The organism is Cupriavidus sp. 94F1 (genome assembly GCF_057798875.1).
The window spans coordinates 85,615-100,579 of record NZ_JBYOJT010000014.1 but is presented as its reverse complement, the minus strand read 5'-3'; the positions used below and the strand labels follow the sequence as shown (position 1 = coordinate 100,579).

Sequence of the window (14,965 nt, the reverse complement as noted above, 5' to 3'; positions counted from 1 at the left end):
ATGTGCGAAAACGCACGCATGAAACAGGACCGTCGGCGAAACGCCGCGCCATGCGTGGTCCCAAAACAAAGCGGGCGCCGCGTGATGCCGGCGCCCGACTGTTGAGGTAGCGCGACGGCGTCTTCTAGAGAGGCAGGCCGGTCTCGAAGGAAGCGTCATCGAGGCGCGAAAGCGGCTTGCGTGCGCTGGCCGCGCGTGCGGAATGCGGGTCGCCATTGACCCACTCCAGCGTCGCGCCGCGCTGCAGAGCCGCATAGACCGCCTCGCCCTTGTTGCGCACCTTGAGTCGCTGGTAAAGCGTGCAGGCGTGGCTCTTCACCGTGGCCACGGAGATATTGAGCATGCGGCTGACCGTCTTGATCGGATAGCCGCGCGCCAGCAGCACCAGCACTTCGTACTGGCGCGGCGTGATCTTGAGCATCTCCGCTTCGTCGTAGCTGGGCTCTTCCTCGGCCATCGGCAGGCCGTGGGCGGGCGCGACGGGCGCCGCGGCGATGGGTGTGCCAGGGCGCAGGCTGGTCAGGTCGCGGACTGCCACTGCGGCACGCATGGCACTGGCGCAGGCCGATGGCGAAGCCGCGTCCTGCGGTGTGACTGGCGACAGCGGCAGCGGGGCCGCAGACGCCAGCGACGTGGTGGCCGGCATGGCCGACCGCGAGGCCACGGGCGGTGCCGCGGCGTCACCGGCGAACATCAGTCCCTGCACGCTGGATATGGCCAGCCGGATGGCGGCCTCGATCACGGCCAGCGATGCCGATTTGGGCAGGCAGCCGCAGATGCCGCGTGCGGCGTCGGGCGATGGCACATGCAGCGGAAGGCTGTCGGACAGAACCAGGATGCGCTGTGGCGTCAGCCGTTCCCGGGCCTGTTCCAGCTGTTCCCAGCCGGTGGCCTGGTCGGCAGGCATGCCGAAGACCAACAGGTCGGCGTTTCGGTGCGGGATCTCCAGGCGGTTGATGTCGGCTGGCGCCAGCGCCAGTACATGTCCGGATTCCTGGATGGTTTCGAGCATCTGCAGCAGCCCGAGCCGGAGCAGCGGATGCTCCTCGATCAGCAAGGCGTTCATTCTTCTTGACTCCCCGTTTGTGGGTGAGATGCGGGACGCTTTGCGTGTGGGAACTACACCGCTGCACTGTGCGGACCACCGTGGATGGCACCGCTTGCTTCAGCTGTAACCCCGTGCTTCCGTGTCTGTCGACGCCCGCTTGTTAGAAGGGCTTGTCCGCGCGACCAGAAGTATGACCCGTACCTTAACCCGAAAGAAAATCTCGCTCCTAAATCGAAACTTAAATTCATCTTATGGGCTGGTTGGTACGAATGCAAGCGCACGGGTTGGGGTTGATGTGGAGATGTAATGCACTCCACCTCATAATCCATTGCCTGGATCGTGCATATGGCTGGAGAAGTATTTGCAAAGCCATCCAGCCGGCTCTGCCACAGGGGTTTCACGATTGATACATCATGCCGGCAAGTTGTTTCACGCATGCAACCGATCGGAATGAAAATGGTGTGGTGAATATCAAAAACTCACCCGCTTGGGGGGTGTGGCATTAACGGAAATGGTGTTTGGTGACGCATTGCTGAAACCCCTCGAAAATGTTCCGGATGTCAGTATTTTCCGCTGCGACTTTGGTGGGGATTCCGTCGGACTAGTGCAAAAGGATGAAGGGCGGATCGTGCCTCGGCACGAAAGAAAATCGCGTTGTACCGTTGCGGTCTCCCGGCCTTCAACCTGCCCGGGGTGGCTGCTGCGGCACGTTCCGGAAAGCGTTGCGGGCCGGACCCCATGCCCGTGGGTCCGGCCCGCTTCGCTGTCTTGATGCCGTATCGGTTGCCATGATCGTCCGCGGCATCAACGGTCGGGCACGCGCATGCGCGGACTTATCCGGCGTTGCCGGACATCAGCGTCCCCAGTAGCCGGGGCGCTTGTACCAGCCGTGCGGGCCATGCACCCAGCGGTCCGGCACATAACGCTGGCCGTGGCGCGCCGACTGCCAGTAGCCGCCACGCCACGCATACCCGTTGCTGGCGCGGTCGTAGTGTCCCGGCACCCAGACCTGTCCCGGGCGCGGTGCCGGCCGTACCTCGTGGCGCGGGGCCGGGGGCGGGTTGTCGTAGTACCCGTGGGCCTGCGCGGCAGGGGACAGCAGTCCAAAGACGCCACCCGTGGCAAGGACGGTGGCAGCAAGCAGGATCTGGCGTTTCATGTGGATCTCCTTGAGGCGAGGGCGCCGGAAATATGAGGGAAGCAAGCGGTCGATCGTCAGGCGCGATTCACTTAGTAGCGCCCGCCGCGGTAGTAGTCGTGGTGATAGTGCGGGCCACGCGGCGGCACCACGATGCACGCCGACAGCAGGGCGCTGGTGGTGGTCAGCAGGATGGCCAGGGCAATTGCGCGTTTCATGAGAGGGACTCCGTATCCGGTTCGCGTTGAACACGGGTTCACTCTAGCGGCGCACACTGTGCGAACGCGGTTGCACTTGTAAGCCTGTCTCACATGCGGTCCGGTCCCGGCCAGTTTCCCCGTGCACGCCGATGCCACCCGTAAAGGCTTATAGGGCAAGGGTTTGCAGGAATGTGACGTAGGCGTCCGAAAGATGTCTGACGGGTCAGCAGCAGGTAATGTGGCGTTACATCGGAAATGAGTCCTGCAAAGATTCGGCGATGTCCGCTGCGGTGTCGGCCGCTGCCGTATCCGTTTGCGAGGGCGCCTCGCACGCCTTGGCGGCTCGTGTCATCGCAAGCGACGTCCGCGACGTTCTCCGCAGAAACGGGTACGCTTGGGGCATGCCGGATGCGTTGCCGGTTCCCCGTGGCGGTGCGTGCGCCGCGCCATCGGGGGTGGCGGCGCGATGTCGAACGCCCCACGATGCGTCATCGCACCCGCCGAATATCCCAAAGTACGTGCCGGAGCGATGGCACGAAGCTTGCGCCAGTCTGTTTGCCGTATTCCCGGAGGGAGGACGTCATGCCGGTCATGTTCATCGTGCTGGTTCTGCAGGCACTTGAAGGGCTGAGCCCGCTTACCGTGCCCCAGTTCGCACGGGCAAGGTTCGACGATGGCCCGGCCGATGCCGTAGCGGTCATCGAGCGCACGCAGTCGCCCTAACCGCGCCGGCGCGCAGGTTCTCCGGGAAACACCATTCACACCAGACCGGAGCAACCGACATGAATCGCCAGGACGTGACCGACCTCATCATCGAAGCCAAGGTAACGCGCGGTATCTCGTGGGCCCAGGTGGCCGACCGCGTGGGCAAAAGCAAGGAATGGACGACCGCCGCCTGCCTGGGCCAGATGACCTTCGACGAGGCCGGCGCACGCGCCGTGATGGAGATCTTCGACCTGCCCGCCGAGGCGGAGCCGTGGCTGCGAACCGTTCCCTATAAAGGATCTCTGCCGACGCAGGTACCCACTGACCCGCTGATCTACCGGTTCTATGAATTGATCAGCGTGTACGGCACCACGTTCAAGGCGTTGATCAACGAGGAATTCGGCGACGGCATCATGAGCGCCATCGATTTCCGGATGGACCTGCAGCGCGAGGCCGATCCCAACGGAGACCGCGTGCGGATCGAGATGTCCGGGAAGTTCCTGCCTTACAAGACCTACTGAAGCCTGGCGGGGGGCGGCCGCCTTGCGCGGCCTTGCCCCATTGCCGGCGCAAGGCCAGCCCCGATTCAGCCGAAGTATTCCTGGTAGTAGCGCGCACACGTGCCCGTCGGGCGGAACGTGTAGGGCAGTTCGGCCATGGCGGCCGCTTCCAGCGAACCAAACGGGATGTCGAGATCGGCCTCGGTGCGATCGGCCACGTCGTCAGGGCGGGAGATGTGTTGCGGATTCACGATAACGCTCACTCAGTCGGGGGCGGCTTGTGGGCCGCCGCGTTGCACGGGATTGGTGGTCGGGCGGAATTTGTCGCCCCGCAGCAATCGTACGGAACCATCGCGCCGAGATCATCGGGCGGACGCTGAAAAGACTGTTCCAGTTACAGGATCAATCGCCGGCGCCTATCGCCGTGATAGCGGCGTATGCGCAACAAACCGCGCAGCCGGCCGACGCAACCCGGACAGAGAAAATCCCCCGCCGCCCGCACGCCCGGGGTCTATAGTGGCTGTGGAACGCGCGCCGCAAGCGATTCGTAAGCGGTCATTCACTTTCACGCCATCTGATGCGGGAGCCCGCCATGAGCCTGCCGCCCTGCTTTGCCGACCGCCGCGAGGCGGGCCAGTATCTGGGCCGCCGCCTGGTCGAACTTGGCTATGCGCGTCGTGCCGACGGAGATCCGCCGCTGGTGCTGGCCTTGCCGCGTGGCGGTGTACCTGTCGCCCACGAGGTGGCGCTGGCTGTGGAGGGCAAGCTGGACATCCTGCTGGTCCGCAAGATCGGCGCACCGGGCTACCCCGAACTGGCGCTCGGTGCCGTGGTGGAGGGGGATGACAGCGGCCACGGCCCGCATACGGTCATCAACGACGACCCCTGGGTGCAGCGGGCGGTGGAATCGGGTGCCTTCGATGCAGAACGCGGACGGCAGCTTGGCGAGATCTGCCGCCGCCAGCAGCGTTATCGGCAGGGGCGCCCTGTGGTGGCAATGGCAGGCCGATGCGTGATCGTGGTCGATGATGGCGTGGCGACGGGCGCGACGATGCGTGCCGCGCTCGATGCCGCGCGCATGGCGCGGGCGGCGCGTATCGTGGCCGCCGTGCCGGTGGGCTCCGCGCAGGGGCTCGACACGCTGCGCGAAGTCGCCGACGAAGTCGTCTGCCTCAACACGCCCGCCAGCTTCGGCGCGGTCGGTGCGTTCTATCTTGATTTCACCCAGACGTCGGACGACGAGGCCATGACGCTGCTGCGCGAGGCCCGGTGCGCGTCCACGCTGCCGCACCCGGCGGCACGGCCCCGTGGCGATCTGCCGCTCAGGGACGGCCCGTTTGCCCGCTGAGGCGCACTTTCAGGTGAGGCACCAGGCCGCCCGCATGCAGCAGGGCGCGCAGGAAGTCGGGCACCGGTTCGCATGCCACGCGGGAGCCGTCCTCCAGCCGCACTTGCGCGCCGTCGAGATCGAATGTGACGCGCGTGGCATCGATCAGCGTATCGGCCTGCTGGCAGACCAGCACGGGCAGGCCGATGTTGATCGCATTCCGGTAGAACAGGCCCGCGAACGACCGGGCCAGTACGGCGGCCACGCCCAGATGCCTGAGCGCCTGCGCGGCCTGCTCGCGCGACGATCCCATCCCGAAATTGGTGCCCGCCACCACGATGTCGCCCGGCCGGACATGCGTGGGAAAGTCCGCGCGCAGGTTCTCCAGGCAATGGCGCGCCAGTTCGTCGAGGCCGGACTTCATGTACGGACCCGGCGCCATGGCGTCGGTATCCACATCGTCGCCAAAGCGCCAGATGCGTCCTGCGGGCGGATGGGAGAAATCGGGTGCAACGGTCATGCCAGCAGCGTCCGAGGGTCGGTGATCCTGCCCGTGACGGCGGTGGCCGCCACGGTCATCGGCGATGCCAGCCAGACCGCGCTGCCGGCGTCGCCCATGCGGCCCGCGAAATTGCGTGCGGTCGAGGCTATCGCCCGGCTGCCGGCCGGAAAGCGGCTGGCGCCGTAGCCGGCGCAGGCGTTACAGGCGTTCGGCAGCAGTTCGGCGCCGGCATCGAGCAGCACGCCGAGCGTGCCTTCGTGCAGGGCCAGTTGCTGGTCGCGCGCCGACGCCGGCGCCACGCGCAGCGACATGCCGGCAGCCACCTTGCGCCCGCGCAGCACGCTTGCCGCCATGCGCAGGTCTTCGAGCTTGGCGCCGGTACACGCGCCGATATAGGCGATGTCGATCGCCTGACCGGCAGCCTGCGTCACGGGCGCGCCATTGGCCGGGCTGTGCGGCGCGGCCACATACGGCACGAGCGTCGTGGCGTCGAAGCGATGCGTCAGCAGCACCGGCGCATCGGCATCGCTGCGCCACTGGCGCGGGTCGATGGCCGCCAGCGTTGCCGTGGCCACTCCGGCCTGCGCCAGCCACGCCATGGTCGTGGCATCGGGCGCGATCAGTCCCGTCTGCGCACCCAGTTCGGTACACATGTTGGTGAGCGTCATGCGCTCCTGCATCGGCATGGCGGCAATCGCCGTGCCGGTGAATTCGATGGCCTCGTAGCGGCCGCCTGCCAGGCCCAGCGTGGCGCACAGGAACAGCATGATGTCCTTGGCGCAGACGCCCTCGGCCAGCTTGCCGTGCCAGTCCAGGCGGATGGTCTGCGGCACGCGCAGCCAGATTTCGCCCGTGGCCAGTACGCCGGCCATTTCCGTGGCGCCCACGCCGAACATGTACGCGCCAAAGGCGCCGCCGGTGGGGCTGTGGCTGTCGCCACCGACGATGAAGCGGCCCGGCAGCACGAAGCCCCGCTCGGGCAGCACCAGATGGCAAATGCCCTGGTTGTCGATCAGATGGGGGATGCCGGCCTCGCGCACCCAGTCGCGCGTGAAGCGCACGATGGCTTCGGCATCGGGGTCCGCAGCAGGTACATAGTGGTCGGTGACCACGACATAGCGCGATGGGTCCCACACCCGGGCGCCCAGTTCCCGCAACAGCGGCGCCACGCGGCGCGGCCCGCTGGAGTCGTGCGACATCGCCAGGTCGACCTTGCACATCACGATGCTGCCCGGTGTGACATGGGCCGTGCCGGCCGCGCGCGCAACCAGTTTTTGCGCGAGCGTCGCCGGCAGCTGCAGGGGGTCGACGGCGTTGCCGCTGGACAGGGTCATTCCGGCTGGGCTCCGGAGTACTTCACCACCGTGGCCCAGCGTTTGACGTCCTGCTTCACGAAATTGGCGAATTCGGCGGGCGGCATGGCGCTGGGCTGGGCACCGTCGTTTTCCAGACGCTTGCGCACGGCTGGCTGTTCCAGGCCATGGCGTGCTGCCTGATAGATCGTCTGTGTGATCTCGGGCGGCAGGTTGGCCGGACCGAACAGGCCGAACCAGGCGCTCGACTCGAAGCCCTTCACGGTCGCGCCGATTGGCTGCACACCGGGAAACTGCGGTAGCGGCGTGGGGCTGGTCACGCCCAGCACCTTGAGCTTGCCGGCCTTGACATGCTGCGCCACGTTGATGGTGCTGGCGAACATCAGGTCCACCTGGCCGGCCAGCAGGTCGGTGATGGCGGGGGTGGTGCCCTTGTACGGAATATTGACGATGTACGTGCCCGTCATCATCTTGAACATGTCGCCGGCCAGATGCACCGACGAGCCCACCGACCCGATGCCGAAATTGAGCTTGCCGGGTTCGGCGCGTGCCAGCCTGATCAGTTCGGGAATGTTGTTGGCGGGCAGCTTCGGCGTGGCGACCAGCACGCTCGGCACATTGGCCACCAGCGTGATCGGCGTGAAGTCCGCGATCGGATCGAACGGCAGCTTCTTGTACAGCGACGCGTTGATCGTATGGCTGGTGAAACTCATGAGCAGCGTGGTGCCGTCGGCCGGGCTCTTGGCCACCATGTCGGCGGCGATGTTGCCGCCGGCGCCGGGACGGTTCTCGACCACCACGGGCTGGTCAAGCGTCTGCGAGAGTTCCTGCGCGATGGTGCGGGCCAGCGTGTCGGTGGTGCCGCCGGCGGGAGCCCCCACCAGAATGCGGATCGGCTTGCCGCCGGCAATGGCCGCATGGGCGGCCGGCACTGCCAGCAATGATGCCAGGGCCAGCAGCGCAAGCGCGCGGCGGCGGCCTGGTCGGGTGGGGGTGCGGGCCGGATGATGCGCGCCCGGGCGAATGACTGGCATGACAAAGGCTCCTCGCAGTGTGATCTGGAGTGCGCAGTATGGCCCGAAATGTCTGGCCCGGAAAAGGCTTTGGGGCGCGGGGATATCCCTGCGCCGCGATCAGTCGCGCAGGCCGGTGCGGGTTTCGTTTTCCACCCACACGTTCGCGCTGTCGCCGCCGCCCATGGGGGACAGTTCCATCCGGTACTCATAGCGGTCGGGACGATACTGGCCCATCAGCAGCTGCACCGGGCGCCCGGCCTTGTCCAGCACCACACGGCGTACCGCCAGCAGCGCACCGCCCACGGGGACGTCGAGCAGCGGCGCCACGACGACATCGGCCAGGCGCGCGGTCAGCACTTGCGACGCGCGGCCCAGCTCGACACCGGCGGCTTCCAGCAGGCGCAGCATCGGCGTGGACTCGAGGTCCTTGCGCGCCAGCGGGCGGCCCAGGTCGGCAGGCAGGTACGTGGTGATGTGCGACAGCGGCCGGCTCTTGTAGTGGCGCACGCGCACGATCTTGATGACGGGGTCGCCCACCTGGATCTGCAGTGCCTCGGCCACTTCCGGCGTGGCATGCACTTCGTCGATCGAGATGACCTTGACCGCCGTCTTCTCGCCCATGTCGATGATGGTGCCGAGCAGGCTGGTGACACGTTCCTCGGCGGCCTGCGGCTTGACCGGGTGCGGGTTCACGAAGGTGCCCAGACCGCGGTGCCGGCGGACCAGGCCTTCCTGCACCAGGCGGTCGAACACGCGACGCATCGTCACGCGAGACGCATGGAACTGTTTGGCTAGGTCGATCTCGCCAGGCAGCGGACCCTGGCCGAAACGGCCTTCCACGATCTGCTGGCGGAGCACCACGTAAATCTGGTGATACAGGGGGACGACGGCTTCACTCATGGTTTGCCCTGGCGAATGCGCTAACAAGTGTTGACGCGACTAATGTACTGTAAATCAGACATAGAGCCTAGCATGAAACACCGCTGCGGCGTCCCGGCTACTGTGTTACGACACATTTAAAGGCGGCGGCCGTCGCAGCATCCAGGTTCCGCAAGAAACGTTGCCTGATCCATGCGATTCCCGTCGCGTGCAGGTTGCCTGTGCGGGCAACCCGCGGGCCCCCTGTCCATGTGCCGCCGCATGGATGACCTCTGGATAACCCCTGAATGACCGCGGCGGCCCGAGAGCGGCGTACAGATCATCGCCGGCCGCCTGTTTCATGGCCGTTACGCCGCGTGGCCATGTGGGTTGGCGGGAAGGTGCGCGCTAACTCCTTGAATGAAGGCGGGTTTTCGGCGGGGTGTTGGATGCTGGCCGACTACCGGCCGGAACCGGTGTCACAGCCCTGTGACATGTCTACTGCCAAGCACAGGCCGGCGCGGGCCGATAGGCGCGAATCCATCCCGAAAGTTCCTTCAAGCGCGTCCGGGAGCCGTTGTATTTCAACAGAATTCTGCGATGTGCTTGCGGGCTGGCACTGAATATGCGCAAGGGGAGGCTGGTCTGGTCACCGTGCCGGACCTGAACCTCCAGCCGATGTTCTCGAGAGCGCCGGCCGGAGGCTGAGCCGCAGTACAAACTTCCTGGGAGCTTCGTATGAAAAAGACTTTACTTGCGTCGGCGATTACCCTGGTTTTTGCAGGCACGGCCTGGGCGAATCCGACGAACAACAACACCACCGGAGGCGGCAACGATCAGACGGCCACGGCGACTTCCACGCAGTCCGGACCGGGAAACCACGCCAACGAGAATTCCACTGCGACTCAGGACAACTCCGACCGTAGCACCACCACCAGCACCGATACACGGACGGCAACGCTGACGTCGAACCGGACGTCCACCCGGACGTCGACCGCCACGAACTCGCGCAACCGTACCGACCAGGACATGTCCGGCTACGGTAACGCGGCTGCCGCCAACGGCAGCTCCGCAACCGCCAACTTCACCAACTCGTTCAACAGCAGCCGGGCCCTGGCTGTCAGCAGGCTGAGCGGCACGGTGTCAGGCAATGCCATCTCGAACATCGGCAACTACGCCACGAACAGCGGTGGCGCCAACGGCGCGACGGGCGGCGCAGGCGGAAATGGTACGGGCGGCACGGGCAACGGTGGCACGGGCGGTAATGGCGGCAATGGCGGCGCCAGCGGCAATGGCGGCGCTGGCGGCAGCGGCGGTTCGGCCACCAACGGCAGCGCCACGGCGGGTGCCGCAAGCAATGGCAGCTCGACGGCTGGCACCGGCGGCGCCGGCGGCGCGGCGTCCGGCCTTGGCGGCGCCGGCAGCGGCGGCCGCGGCTATGGCGGCGATGCCCTGTCGGCCAGCCTCAGTGCTGGCGGCCGTGGCGGTTCTGCCCTGGGCGCGGGCGGCAGCGCAGGCTCCGGGTCGCGTGGCGGCGCGGGCGGCGACGGTGGCTCGGCTCGTGGCAGCGGCGGCTCCGGCCTGGGTGGCGGTCTGGGCGCAGGCCTGGGCGGCGGCCTGGGTGCTGGTGGCAGCAGCGGCTCATCGAACCAGTCGAATGACCGTGGCGCAGGCAATGCGGGCACCGGTACGGCAACGGCCGGCGCTGGCGGCCTGGGTTCCGGCACCGGTACGGGCACGGGCACTGGCACTGGCACTGGCACGGGTGCAACCGGCACGGGCACGGGCGGTGCAGGCGCGGCAGGCGGCGCCGCAGCGGCGACGGCAAGCGCCGGTGCGGGCACTGGCACGGGCGGCGCTGGCGGTACTGGAACCGCCACGGCAGGCGCCTCCACGGGCGGTGCTGGCTCGGGTACCGGCGGCAACGGCGGTGCGCAAACCAGCCTGGCCGGCAACGGCGGCGCCGGCGGTACTTCCACCAACGGTGGTGCATCGACCTCGGCCTCGAACGGCAGCGCCACGGCCGGCAACGGCGCCGTGGGCGCCACCTCGGGCGCTGGCGGTGTGGGTGGTGCTGGCGGTGTTGGCCAGGGCGGCACGGGCGGTACCGGCAATGGTGCGGTCGGTGGCGCTGGCGGCTCTGGCGGCACCAACTACGTCGATGCCGGTACCTTCAACATGTCCAACGCCATGACCAGTGTCGGTCAATCGGCCGCGGGCATCATGATCGCCAACCAGAACAGCGGCATGGCATCGCTGGTGCAACAAAGCGTCAATGTGCAGGCCAACATGCAAGTTGGGAAGTAAGCCGTCCTGACGCGTGGTCTGTGCCGCTCCGCACGGAGCGGCACGGCCCGCCAGGATCGAATGACAGGACAGCGCGGCGCGCGGTTGCGTTTGCGCTGTCATGTCGAAAGCCTGCAGGTCCGAAGTCATGGCCCGGATGGGGGCCATGTCCACGGAGCACGAGGGGAGACGCACCATGCGATCGCATCGCCCAGCTGTCGTGGCACTCTCGACAGCCTTACTGGCCTGGCCGTTCATGCAGGCCAATGCAGGGCCGCCCAGCGCCGAGGCTTCCGCCACGGCCGTAGCGGTCGCAAGCCGTGACACGGGCGCGGCCACAGGTCCGAAACTGAACATATTTGGCACGGCCGCAGCGGCCGTGGCGACCGAGAAACTCGACGATGTGCGCGGTGGCGCCGAAGTGGTGGTCAACGACATGCGCCTGCATGGCACGGTTGGCGACAACGCGGCCATCAACACATTCTCCGGCAGCAATATCGTGTCGGAAGGATCGTTCTCGAACGCTTCGGGCTTGCCCACCGTGATCCAGAACACGGGCAACAACGTACTGATCCAGAACGCGACCATTCTTAACGTCCAGTTCAAATGATCATGCGCCGCCTGCTGTGTAAGACCGCTTGCGCGATGGCGGTGCTGGGCGGCGTTGCGGCCGCCCACGCCGACACGATCCGCGTGCCGGGCGACCAGGGCAACTCGTACTACGTGCCGGTGACCAGCCTGCGCGAGGCGCGTTTCCGGACCACGATCCGCCAGCAGTACGACTTCAGCTGCGGCTCGGCGGCAGTGGCCACGCTATTGACGTACCAGTACAACGTCCCGACGTCGGAGCAGACGGTCTTCGCCAACATGTACGTCAACGGCGACCAGGCGAAGATCCGCGCCGAGGGCTTTTCGCTGCTCGACATGAAGCGGTTCCTGGAGTCGCGCGGCTTCCAGGCCGACGGCTACGAAATGCCGCTGTCGAAACTGGAGGAGGCGCAGATTCCGGCGATCGTGCTGATCGTCGAGAACGGCTATCACCACTTCGTCGTCGTGAAGGGCGTCAAGGGCGACCGTGTCCTGATTGGCGATCCGGCGCGCGGCACGCGTGCGCTGGAGCGCGCGCACTTCGAACAGATCTGGGACAGCAGCCTGCTGTTCGTGATCCACAACCGCACCGAACAGGCGCGATTCAACATGGCCGCGGACTGGCGTGTCGCGCCGAGCGGCCCTTACTGGATGGGAGTACCCCGAGACAACCTGTTCTTCACCGTCATGCCCAAGCATGGCGCCTCTGATTTTTGAGTTGAGGAACATCATGGCCCAGACAAGCAATTCCAACGCGCCCAGACGCACAGCCGGTCAAGCCACCGCTGCCGTGCTGCTGGGCGCGGGCCTGGCCTGCGCTGGCAATGCGCAGGCCGGCGCCGGCGCGCTGGCCACGGAACGCACCGACGTCGCGGAAAGCGCCGCCGTGGCGATTCCGACCGCGATCGACATGGTCGCGCTGCCGGCCGCCACCGAACTGGCGGCACTGGCGCCACTGGCTGAACCCGCGGCCGATCCGCCTTCCGTGGTGGCCCGATTGCCAGGCGTGCCGACTGTTCCGGACCATGTCGCCGCCAGGGCAGCATCCATTTCCGAACCCGTTTCAGAACCTGTAGTCGTCGCAGCGGTCGCCGAAGCGCCTGCGCGAGTGGTTCCGGTCGACAAGGCCAGCGTGGCCCGGCATCACCCCCCTGAGGATCCGCTCGCGGTGGCCATGACACTGGCCGGGCGGGATCCCGGTGCGCCGGTGGCCGATGCGCGCAAGCAGATGGCCAAGTGGAAGCCGGTCGCGCAGGCGCGGCTTGAGGAATCCCGTGGTGGCTTCGATGCCGGGGGCCTGCAGGTGGGCTTCGGCATCGACCGCGCAGTGTTCGTCAACGGCGCGCTGGCGGTATCCACCAGCATCACCATTCCCGATATCAGCAGCATCACCGCCGCGCAGGCCAGCCAGCTGGCCCAGGCGCTGGGGCAGGTGACCGTGGCGGTGACAGCGGCCAACAGCGCGGCCAACGCCGCCGTGGCCGCCGCCGGACGAGCCGGACAGCCCGCCGTGGCCGCCGCCCAGGGCGCCGCAGCCAACGCGCAGGGTGCGGCGGGCACGGCCAGCAGCACGGCCAGCGCCGCGGCCACCGGCGCCTCGAGCATGGCGGCTGGGGCGGCGGGCGTGGCGCAGCAGGCCGTGGCCAATGCAACGGGCACGGTCGTGACCAACGGGTTGCTGACGGTGATCCAGAACGGCGCCGGCAATACGGCCAACCTCGGTGCGGTATCGAACATGCCCGGTACTGTGATCCAGAATAATCTCAACAACCAGAATATCCAAAGCCTGATGACGCTCAACGCAAGCGTGAATACCCTGGCCGCATTCCGTACACAAATGGCCAACACCGCGTTGAACAGCGTTCTTCAAAGGTCAGCCGCAATGAGGTAGTCGCGTGTAGTCATGAACAGGCGCGGGCCCCGCAGTATGCCCGCGGCCCCGGGGGAGGAAGACGTCATGAAGAAGCGTTCACTGCAGGGCATCGGCTATGCCGGATGCTCGATGCTGCTGTTGGGTGGCATGGCCCAGGCCCAGACGCCGCCCGATGCGGGGCCGCCGGCCGCCGCCAGGCTCGAATTGCTGCAAAAGGAACTGGCGGCCCAGGCGAGACAGCTCGAGGAAATGAAGCGGGCGCTGGCCGAACAGCAGGCCACGATCCGCGAACTGCGCCGCACCGTCGACAGCGAGACGCTGCAGCGCAAGCGCGGCGGGCAGGGGACTGCCGTGACGGGTGGCAACATGGCGACCAACGCCGCCGCCGCGGGCGCGGCAGCCAGCGCCACGCAGATCAACAACACGGCACAGCAAGGCGTGCAGGCCCAGCAGGCCCCCGAAGCCGCGCCGCCAGACGCGCCGCCGCAGGGCCAGGCCGCGCAGCCCGGCGAATCGGCCGCGGGGGTCGAGGAGCCCGTAGGCAAGCCGCCGGAGCGCGACACGCGTCCGCCGGAGATCGCGCCGATCTTCGATCAGCCTGGCGTGCTGACGCCCGCCGGCAAGATCATCGTCGAACCCAGCCTCCAGTACGGCTATTCGTCCAGCGACCGCGTGGCGCTGGTTGGCTACACGGTGATCCCCGCCATCCTGATCGGGCTGGTCGACGTGCGCCAGGTCAAGACGTCCACGTACGTCGGCGCGCTGGCCTTCCGCTACGGCATCACGAAGCGGCTTGAAATCGAAGCCAAGATTCCGTACGTGCATGCGAGCAGCGACACCGTCAGCCGCGAGGTGTTCACCGGCACCGCCGTGGACAACGTGTTCAATTCCAGCGGCAGCGGGCTGGGCGACGTGGAAGCGACGCTGCGCTACCAGCTCAACTACGGCAACGAGAAGATGCCGTTCTTCATCGGCTGGCTGCGCTACAAGTCGAACACGGGCCGCGATCCGTTCGAGGTGGTGACCGACTGCGTGACCCGCTGCGTGAGCAACACCACGGGTACCGGGCTGCCGCTGGGCATGCCGACCGGCACGGGCTTCCAGGCGATCCAGCCCGGCGTGACGTGGCTGCTGCCGACCGACCCCGCGGTGTTCTTCGGCACCTTCAGCTACCTGCACAACTTTGCGCGCGACAACGTCAGCCGCACGGTGCTCAATGGCCAGACCGAGAACCTGGGCAAGATCGCGCCGGGGGACATCTTCCAGTTCAACTTCGGCATGGGCCTGTCGCTCAACGAGCATGCGTCGTTCTCGATCGGCTACGACCAGAGCATCATCTGGCCGACCAAGCAGAACGGCCAGACCGTGCCGGGGTCGGTGCGCATTACGCAGGGCACGCTGCTGGTGGGCTACTCGTACCGTTTCAACAACCGCTACACGCTGAACCTTTCGGTGGGTGCGGGGCTGACGCGCGACACCCCCGATCTCACGGTGACGGTGCGCCTGCCGATCACATTCTGAACGCATGATGCGGCGCGAGGTGACGCCCGGAATTCTTCCGGCGCGCCTCGTGCGGAAGTCAGCCGTTCGGTACCTTGCACAGTCCTTTCG

General features: G+C 66.9%; 16 protein-coding genes. 8 read left to right on the top strand and 8 right to left on the bottom strand.

The features are described 5' to 3' along the window. Positions 1 to 124 precede the first annotated feature (124 nt). From AC3FJ6_RS24750 to AC3FJ6_RS24740, 3 genes are all read right to left on the bottom strand, one after another. The gene (locus AC3FJ6_RS24750; protein WP_488774130.1) at positions 125 to 1,066 is read right to left on the bottom strand and encodes a helix-turn-helix transcriptional regulator; all 942 of its coding nucleotides are present in this window, start codon (positions 1,064 to 1,066) and stop codon (positions 125 to 127) included. Positions 1,067 to 1,901: 835 nt separating this feature from the next. Continuing rightward, positions 1,902 to 2,207, bottom strand: a complete 306-nt coding sequence (locus AC3FJ6_RS24745; RefSeq protein ID WP_488774129.1) for a hypothetical protein — start codon at positions 2,205 to 2,207, stop codon at positions 1,902 to 1,904. 71 nt (positions 2,208 to 2,278) lie between these two features. Continuing rightward, positions 2,279 to 2,404, bottom strand: a complete 126-nt coding sequence (locus AC3FJ6_RS24740; RefSeq protein ID WP_029050781.1) for a hypothetical protein — start codon at positions 2,402 to 2,404, stop codon at positions 2,279 to 2,281. Between the two features lie 564 nt (positions 2,405 to 2,968). Here AC3FJ6_RS24740 and AC3FJ6_RS24735 point away from each other — a divergent pair. After that, positions 2,969 to 3,109: a hypothetical protein gene (locus AC3FJ6_RS24735; RefSeq protein ID WP_488774128.1), complete on the top strand. Its 141-nt coding sequence runs from the start codon at positions 2,969 to 2,971 to the stop codon at positions 3,107 to 3,109. A 59-nt stretch (positions 3,110 to 3,168) separates the two neighbouring features. Next, a complete protein-coding gene (cynS, locus tag AC3FJ6_RS24730) occupies positions 3,169 to 3,612 on the top strand; it encodes a cyanase (RefSeq protein WP_066737728.1) in 444 nt (147 codons plus the stop codon). Between the two features lie 65 nt (positions 3,613 to 3,677). Here the strand turns inward: cynS and AC3FJ6_RS24725 are convergent, their stop codons facing one another. Continuing rightward, complete coding sequence (locus AC3FJ6_RS24725) at positions 3,678 to 3,842, bottom strand: hypothetical protein (RefSeq protein ID WP_194946549.1); 165 nt, start codon at positions 3,840 to 3,842, stop codon at positions 3,678 to 3,680. 341 nt (positions 3,843 to 4,183) lie between these two features. Between AC3FJ6_RS24725 and AC3FJ6_RS24720 the strand changes: the two genes are divergently transcribed. Then, the gene (locus AC3FJ6_RS24720) at positions 4,184 to 4,939 is read left to right on the top strand and encodes a phosphoribosyltransferase (protein ID WP_400395336.1); all 756 of its coding nucleotides are present in this window, start codon (positions 4,184 to 4,186) and stop codon (positions 4,937 to 4,939) included. Here AC3FJ6_RS24720 and AC3FJ6_RS24715 read toward each other — a convergent pair. From AC3FJ6_RS24715 to AC3FJ6_RS24700, 4 genes are all read right to left on the bottom strand, one after another. Next, positions 4,914 to 5,438 (bottom strand): LeuD/DmdB family oxidoreductase small subunit, encoded by a 525-nt coding sequence (locus tag AC3FJ6_RS24715; RefSeq protein WP_488774126.1) that lies wholly within the window; start codon positions 5,436 to 5,438, stop codon positions 4,914 to 4,916. The two genes, AC3FJ6_RS24720 and AC3FJ6_RS24715, sit on opposite strands and share 26 nt — an antisense overlap. Beyond that, positions 5,435 to 6,754 carry a 3-isopropylmalate dehydratase large subunit gene (locus AC3FJ6_RS24710; RefSeq protein ID WP_488774125.1) on the bottom strand — a complete coding sequence of 440 codons (1,320 nt, stop codon included), beginning with the start codon at positions 6,752 to 6,754 and terminating at the stop codon, positions 5,435 to 5,437. Before AC3FJ6_RS24710 ends, AC3FJ6_RS24715 begins: the two co-directional genes overlap by 4 nt. Beyond that, a complete protein-coding gene (locus AC3FJ6_RS24705; RefSeq protein ID WP_488774124.1) occupies positions 6,751 to 7,767 on the bottom strand; it encodes a tripartite tricarboxylate transporter substrate binding protein in 1,017 nt (338 codons plus the stop codon). Before AC3FJ6_RS24705 ends, AC3FJ6_RS24710 begins: the two co-directional genes overlap by 4 nt. A gap of 99 nt (positions 7,768 to 7,866) precedes the next feature. Then, complete coding sequence (locus AC3FJ6_RS24700) at positions 7,867 to 8,649, bottom strand: GntR family transcriptional regulator (RefSeq protein WP_029050775.1); 783 nt, start codon at positions 8,647 to 8,649, stop codon at positions 7,867 to 7,869. A 696-nt stretch (positions 8,650 to 9,345) separates the two neighbouring features. Here AC3FJ6_RS24700 and AC3FJ6_RS24695 point away from each other — a divergent pair. The 5 genes from AC3FJ6_RS24695 to AC3FJ6_RS24675 all read left to right on the top strand — a co-directional run bounded on the left by AC3FJ6_RS24695 (position 9,346) and on the right by AC3FJ6_RS24675 (position 14,875). After that, positions 9,346 to 10,914 (top strand): hypothetical protein, encoded by a 1,569-nt coding sequence (locus AC3FJ6_RS24695; protein ID WP_488774123.1) that lies wholly within the window; start codon positions 9,346 to 9,348, stop codon positions 10,912 to 10,914. Between the two features lie 175 nt (positions 10,915 to 11,089). Next, entirely contained in the window at positions 11,090 to 11,503 is a 414-nt protein-coding gene (locus AC3FJ6_RS24690) for a hypothetical protein (RefSeq protein WP_400396767.1), read from the top strand. Next, positions 11,500 to 12,198: a C39 family peptidase gene (locus tag AC3FJ6_RS24685; RefSeq protein ID WP_488774122.1), complete on the top strand. Its 699-nt coding sequence runs from the start codon at positions 11,500 to 11,502 to the stop codon at positions 12,196 to 12,198. Before AC3FJ6_RS24690 ends, AC3FJ6_RS24685 begins: the two co-directional genes overlap by 4 nt. A gap of 169 nt (positions 12,199 to 12,367) precedes the next feature. Next, entirely contained in the window at positions 12,368 to 13,372 is a 1,005-nt protein-coding gene (locus AC3FJ6_RS24680; RefSeq protein WP_488774121.1) for a hypothetical protein, read from the top strand. Positions 13,373 to 13,438: 66 nt separating this feature from the next. Next, on the top strand, positions 13,439 to 14,875 hold the full coding sequence (locus AC3FJ6_RS24675) for an acetate kinase (protein ID WP_488774120.1): 1,437 nt from the start codon (positions 13,439 to 13,441) through the stop codon (positions 14,873 to 14,875). Positions 14,876 to 14,965 lie beyond the last annotated feature (90 nt).

Coding starts and splice junctions, on each gene's coding strand:
- AC3FJ6_RS24750 (WP_488774130.1), bottom strand. CDS start 1,066: ATGAACGCCTTGCTGATCGAGGAGCATCCGCTGCTCCGGCTCGGGCTG.
- AC3FJ6_RS24745 (WP_488774129.1), bottom strand. CDS start 2,207: ATGAAACGCCAGATCCTGCTTGCTGCCACCGTCCTTGCCACGGGTGGC.
- AC3FJ6_RS24740 (WP_029050781.1), bottom strand. CDS start 2,404: ATGAAACGCGCAATTGCCCTGGCCATCCTGCTGACCACCACCAGCGCC.
- AC3FJ6_RS24735 (WP_488774128.1), top strand. CDS start 2,969: ATGCCGGTCATGTTCATCGTGCTGGTTCTGCAGGCACTTGAAGGGCTG.
- cynS (WP_066737728.1), top strand. CDS start 3,169: ATGAATCGCCAGGACGTGACCGACCTCATCATCGAAGCCAAGGTAACG.
- AC3FJ6_RS24720 (WP_400395336.1), top strand. CDS start 4,184: ATGAGCCTGCCGCCCTGCTTTGCCGACCGCCGCGAGGCGGGCCAGTAT.
- AC3FJ6_RS24715 (WP_488774126.1), bottom strand. CDS start 5,438: ATGACCGTTGCACCCGATTTCTCCCATCCGCCCGCAGGACGCATCTGG.
- AC3FJ6_RS24710 (WP_488774125.1), bottom strand. CDS start 6,754: ATGACCCTGTCCAGCGGCAACGCCGTCGACCCCCTGCAGCTGCCGGCG.
- AC3FJ6_RS24705 (WP_488774124.1), bottom strand. CDS start 7,767: ATGCCAGTCATTCGCCCGGGCGCGCATCATCCGGCCCGCACCCCCACC.
- AC3FJ6_RS24700 (WP_029050775.1), bottom strand. CDS start 8,649: ATGAGTGAAGCCGTCGTCCCCCTGTATCACCAGATTTACGTGGTGCTC.
- AC3FJ6_RS24695 (WP_488774123.1), top strand. CDS start 9,346: ATGAAAAAGACTTTACTTGCGTCGGCGATTACCCTGGTTTTTGCAGGC.
- AC3FJ6_RS24690 (WP_400396767.1), top strand. CDS start 11,090: ATGCGATCGCATCGCCCAGCTGTCGTGGCACTCTCGACAGCCTTACTG.
- AC3FJ6_RS24685 (WP_488774122.1), top strand. CDS start 11,500: ATGATCATGCGCCGCCTGCTGTGTAAGACCGCTTGCGCGATGGCGGTG.
- AC3FJ6_RS24675 (WP_488774120.1), top strand. CDS start 13,439: ATGAAGAAGCGTTCACTGCAGGGCATCGGCTATGCCGGATGCTCGATG.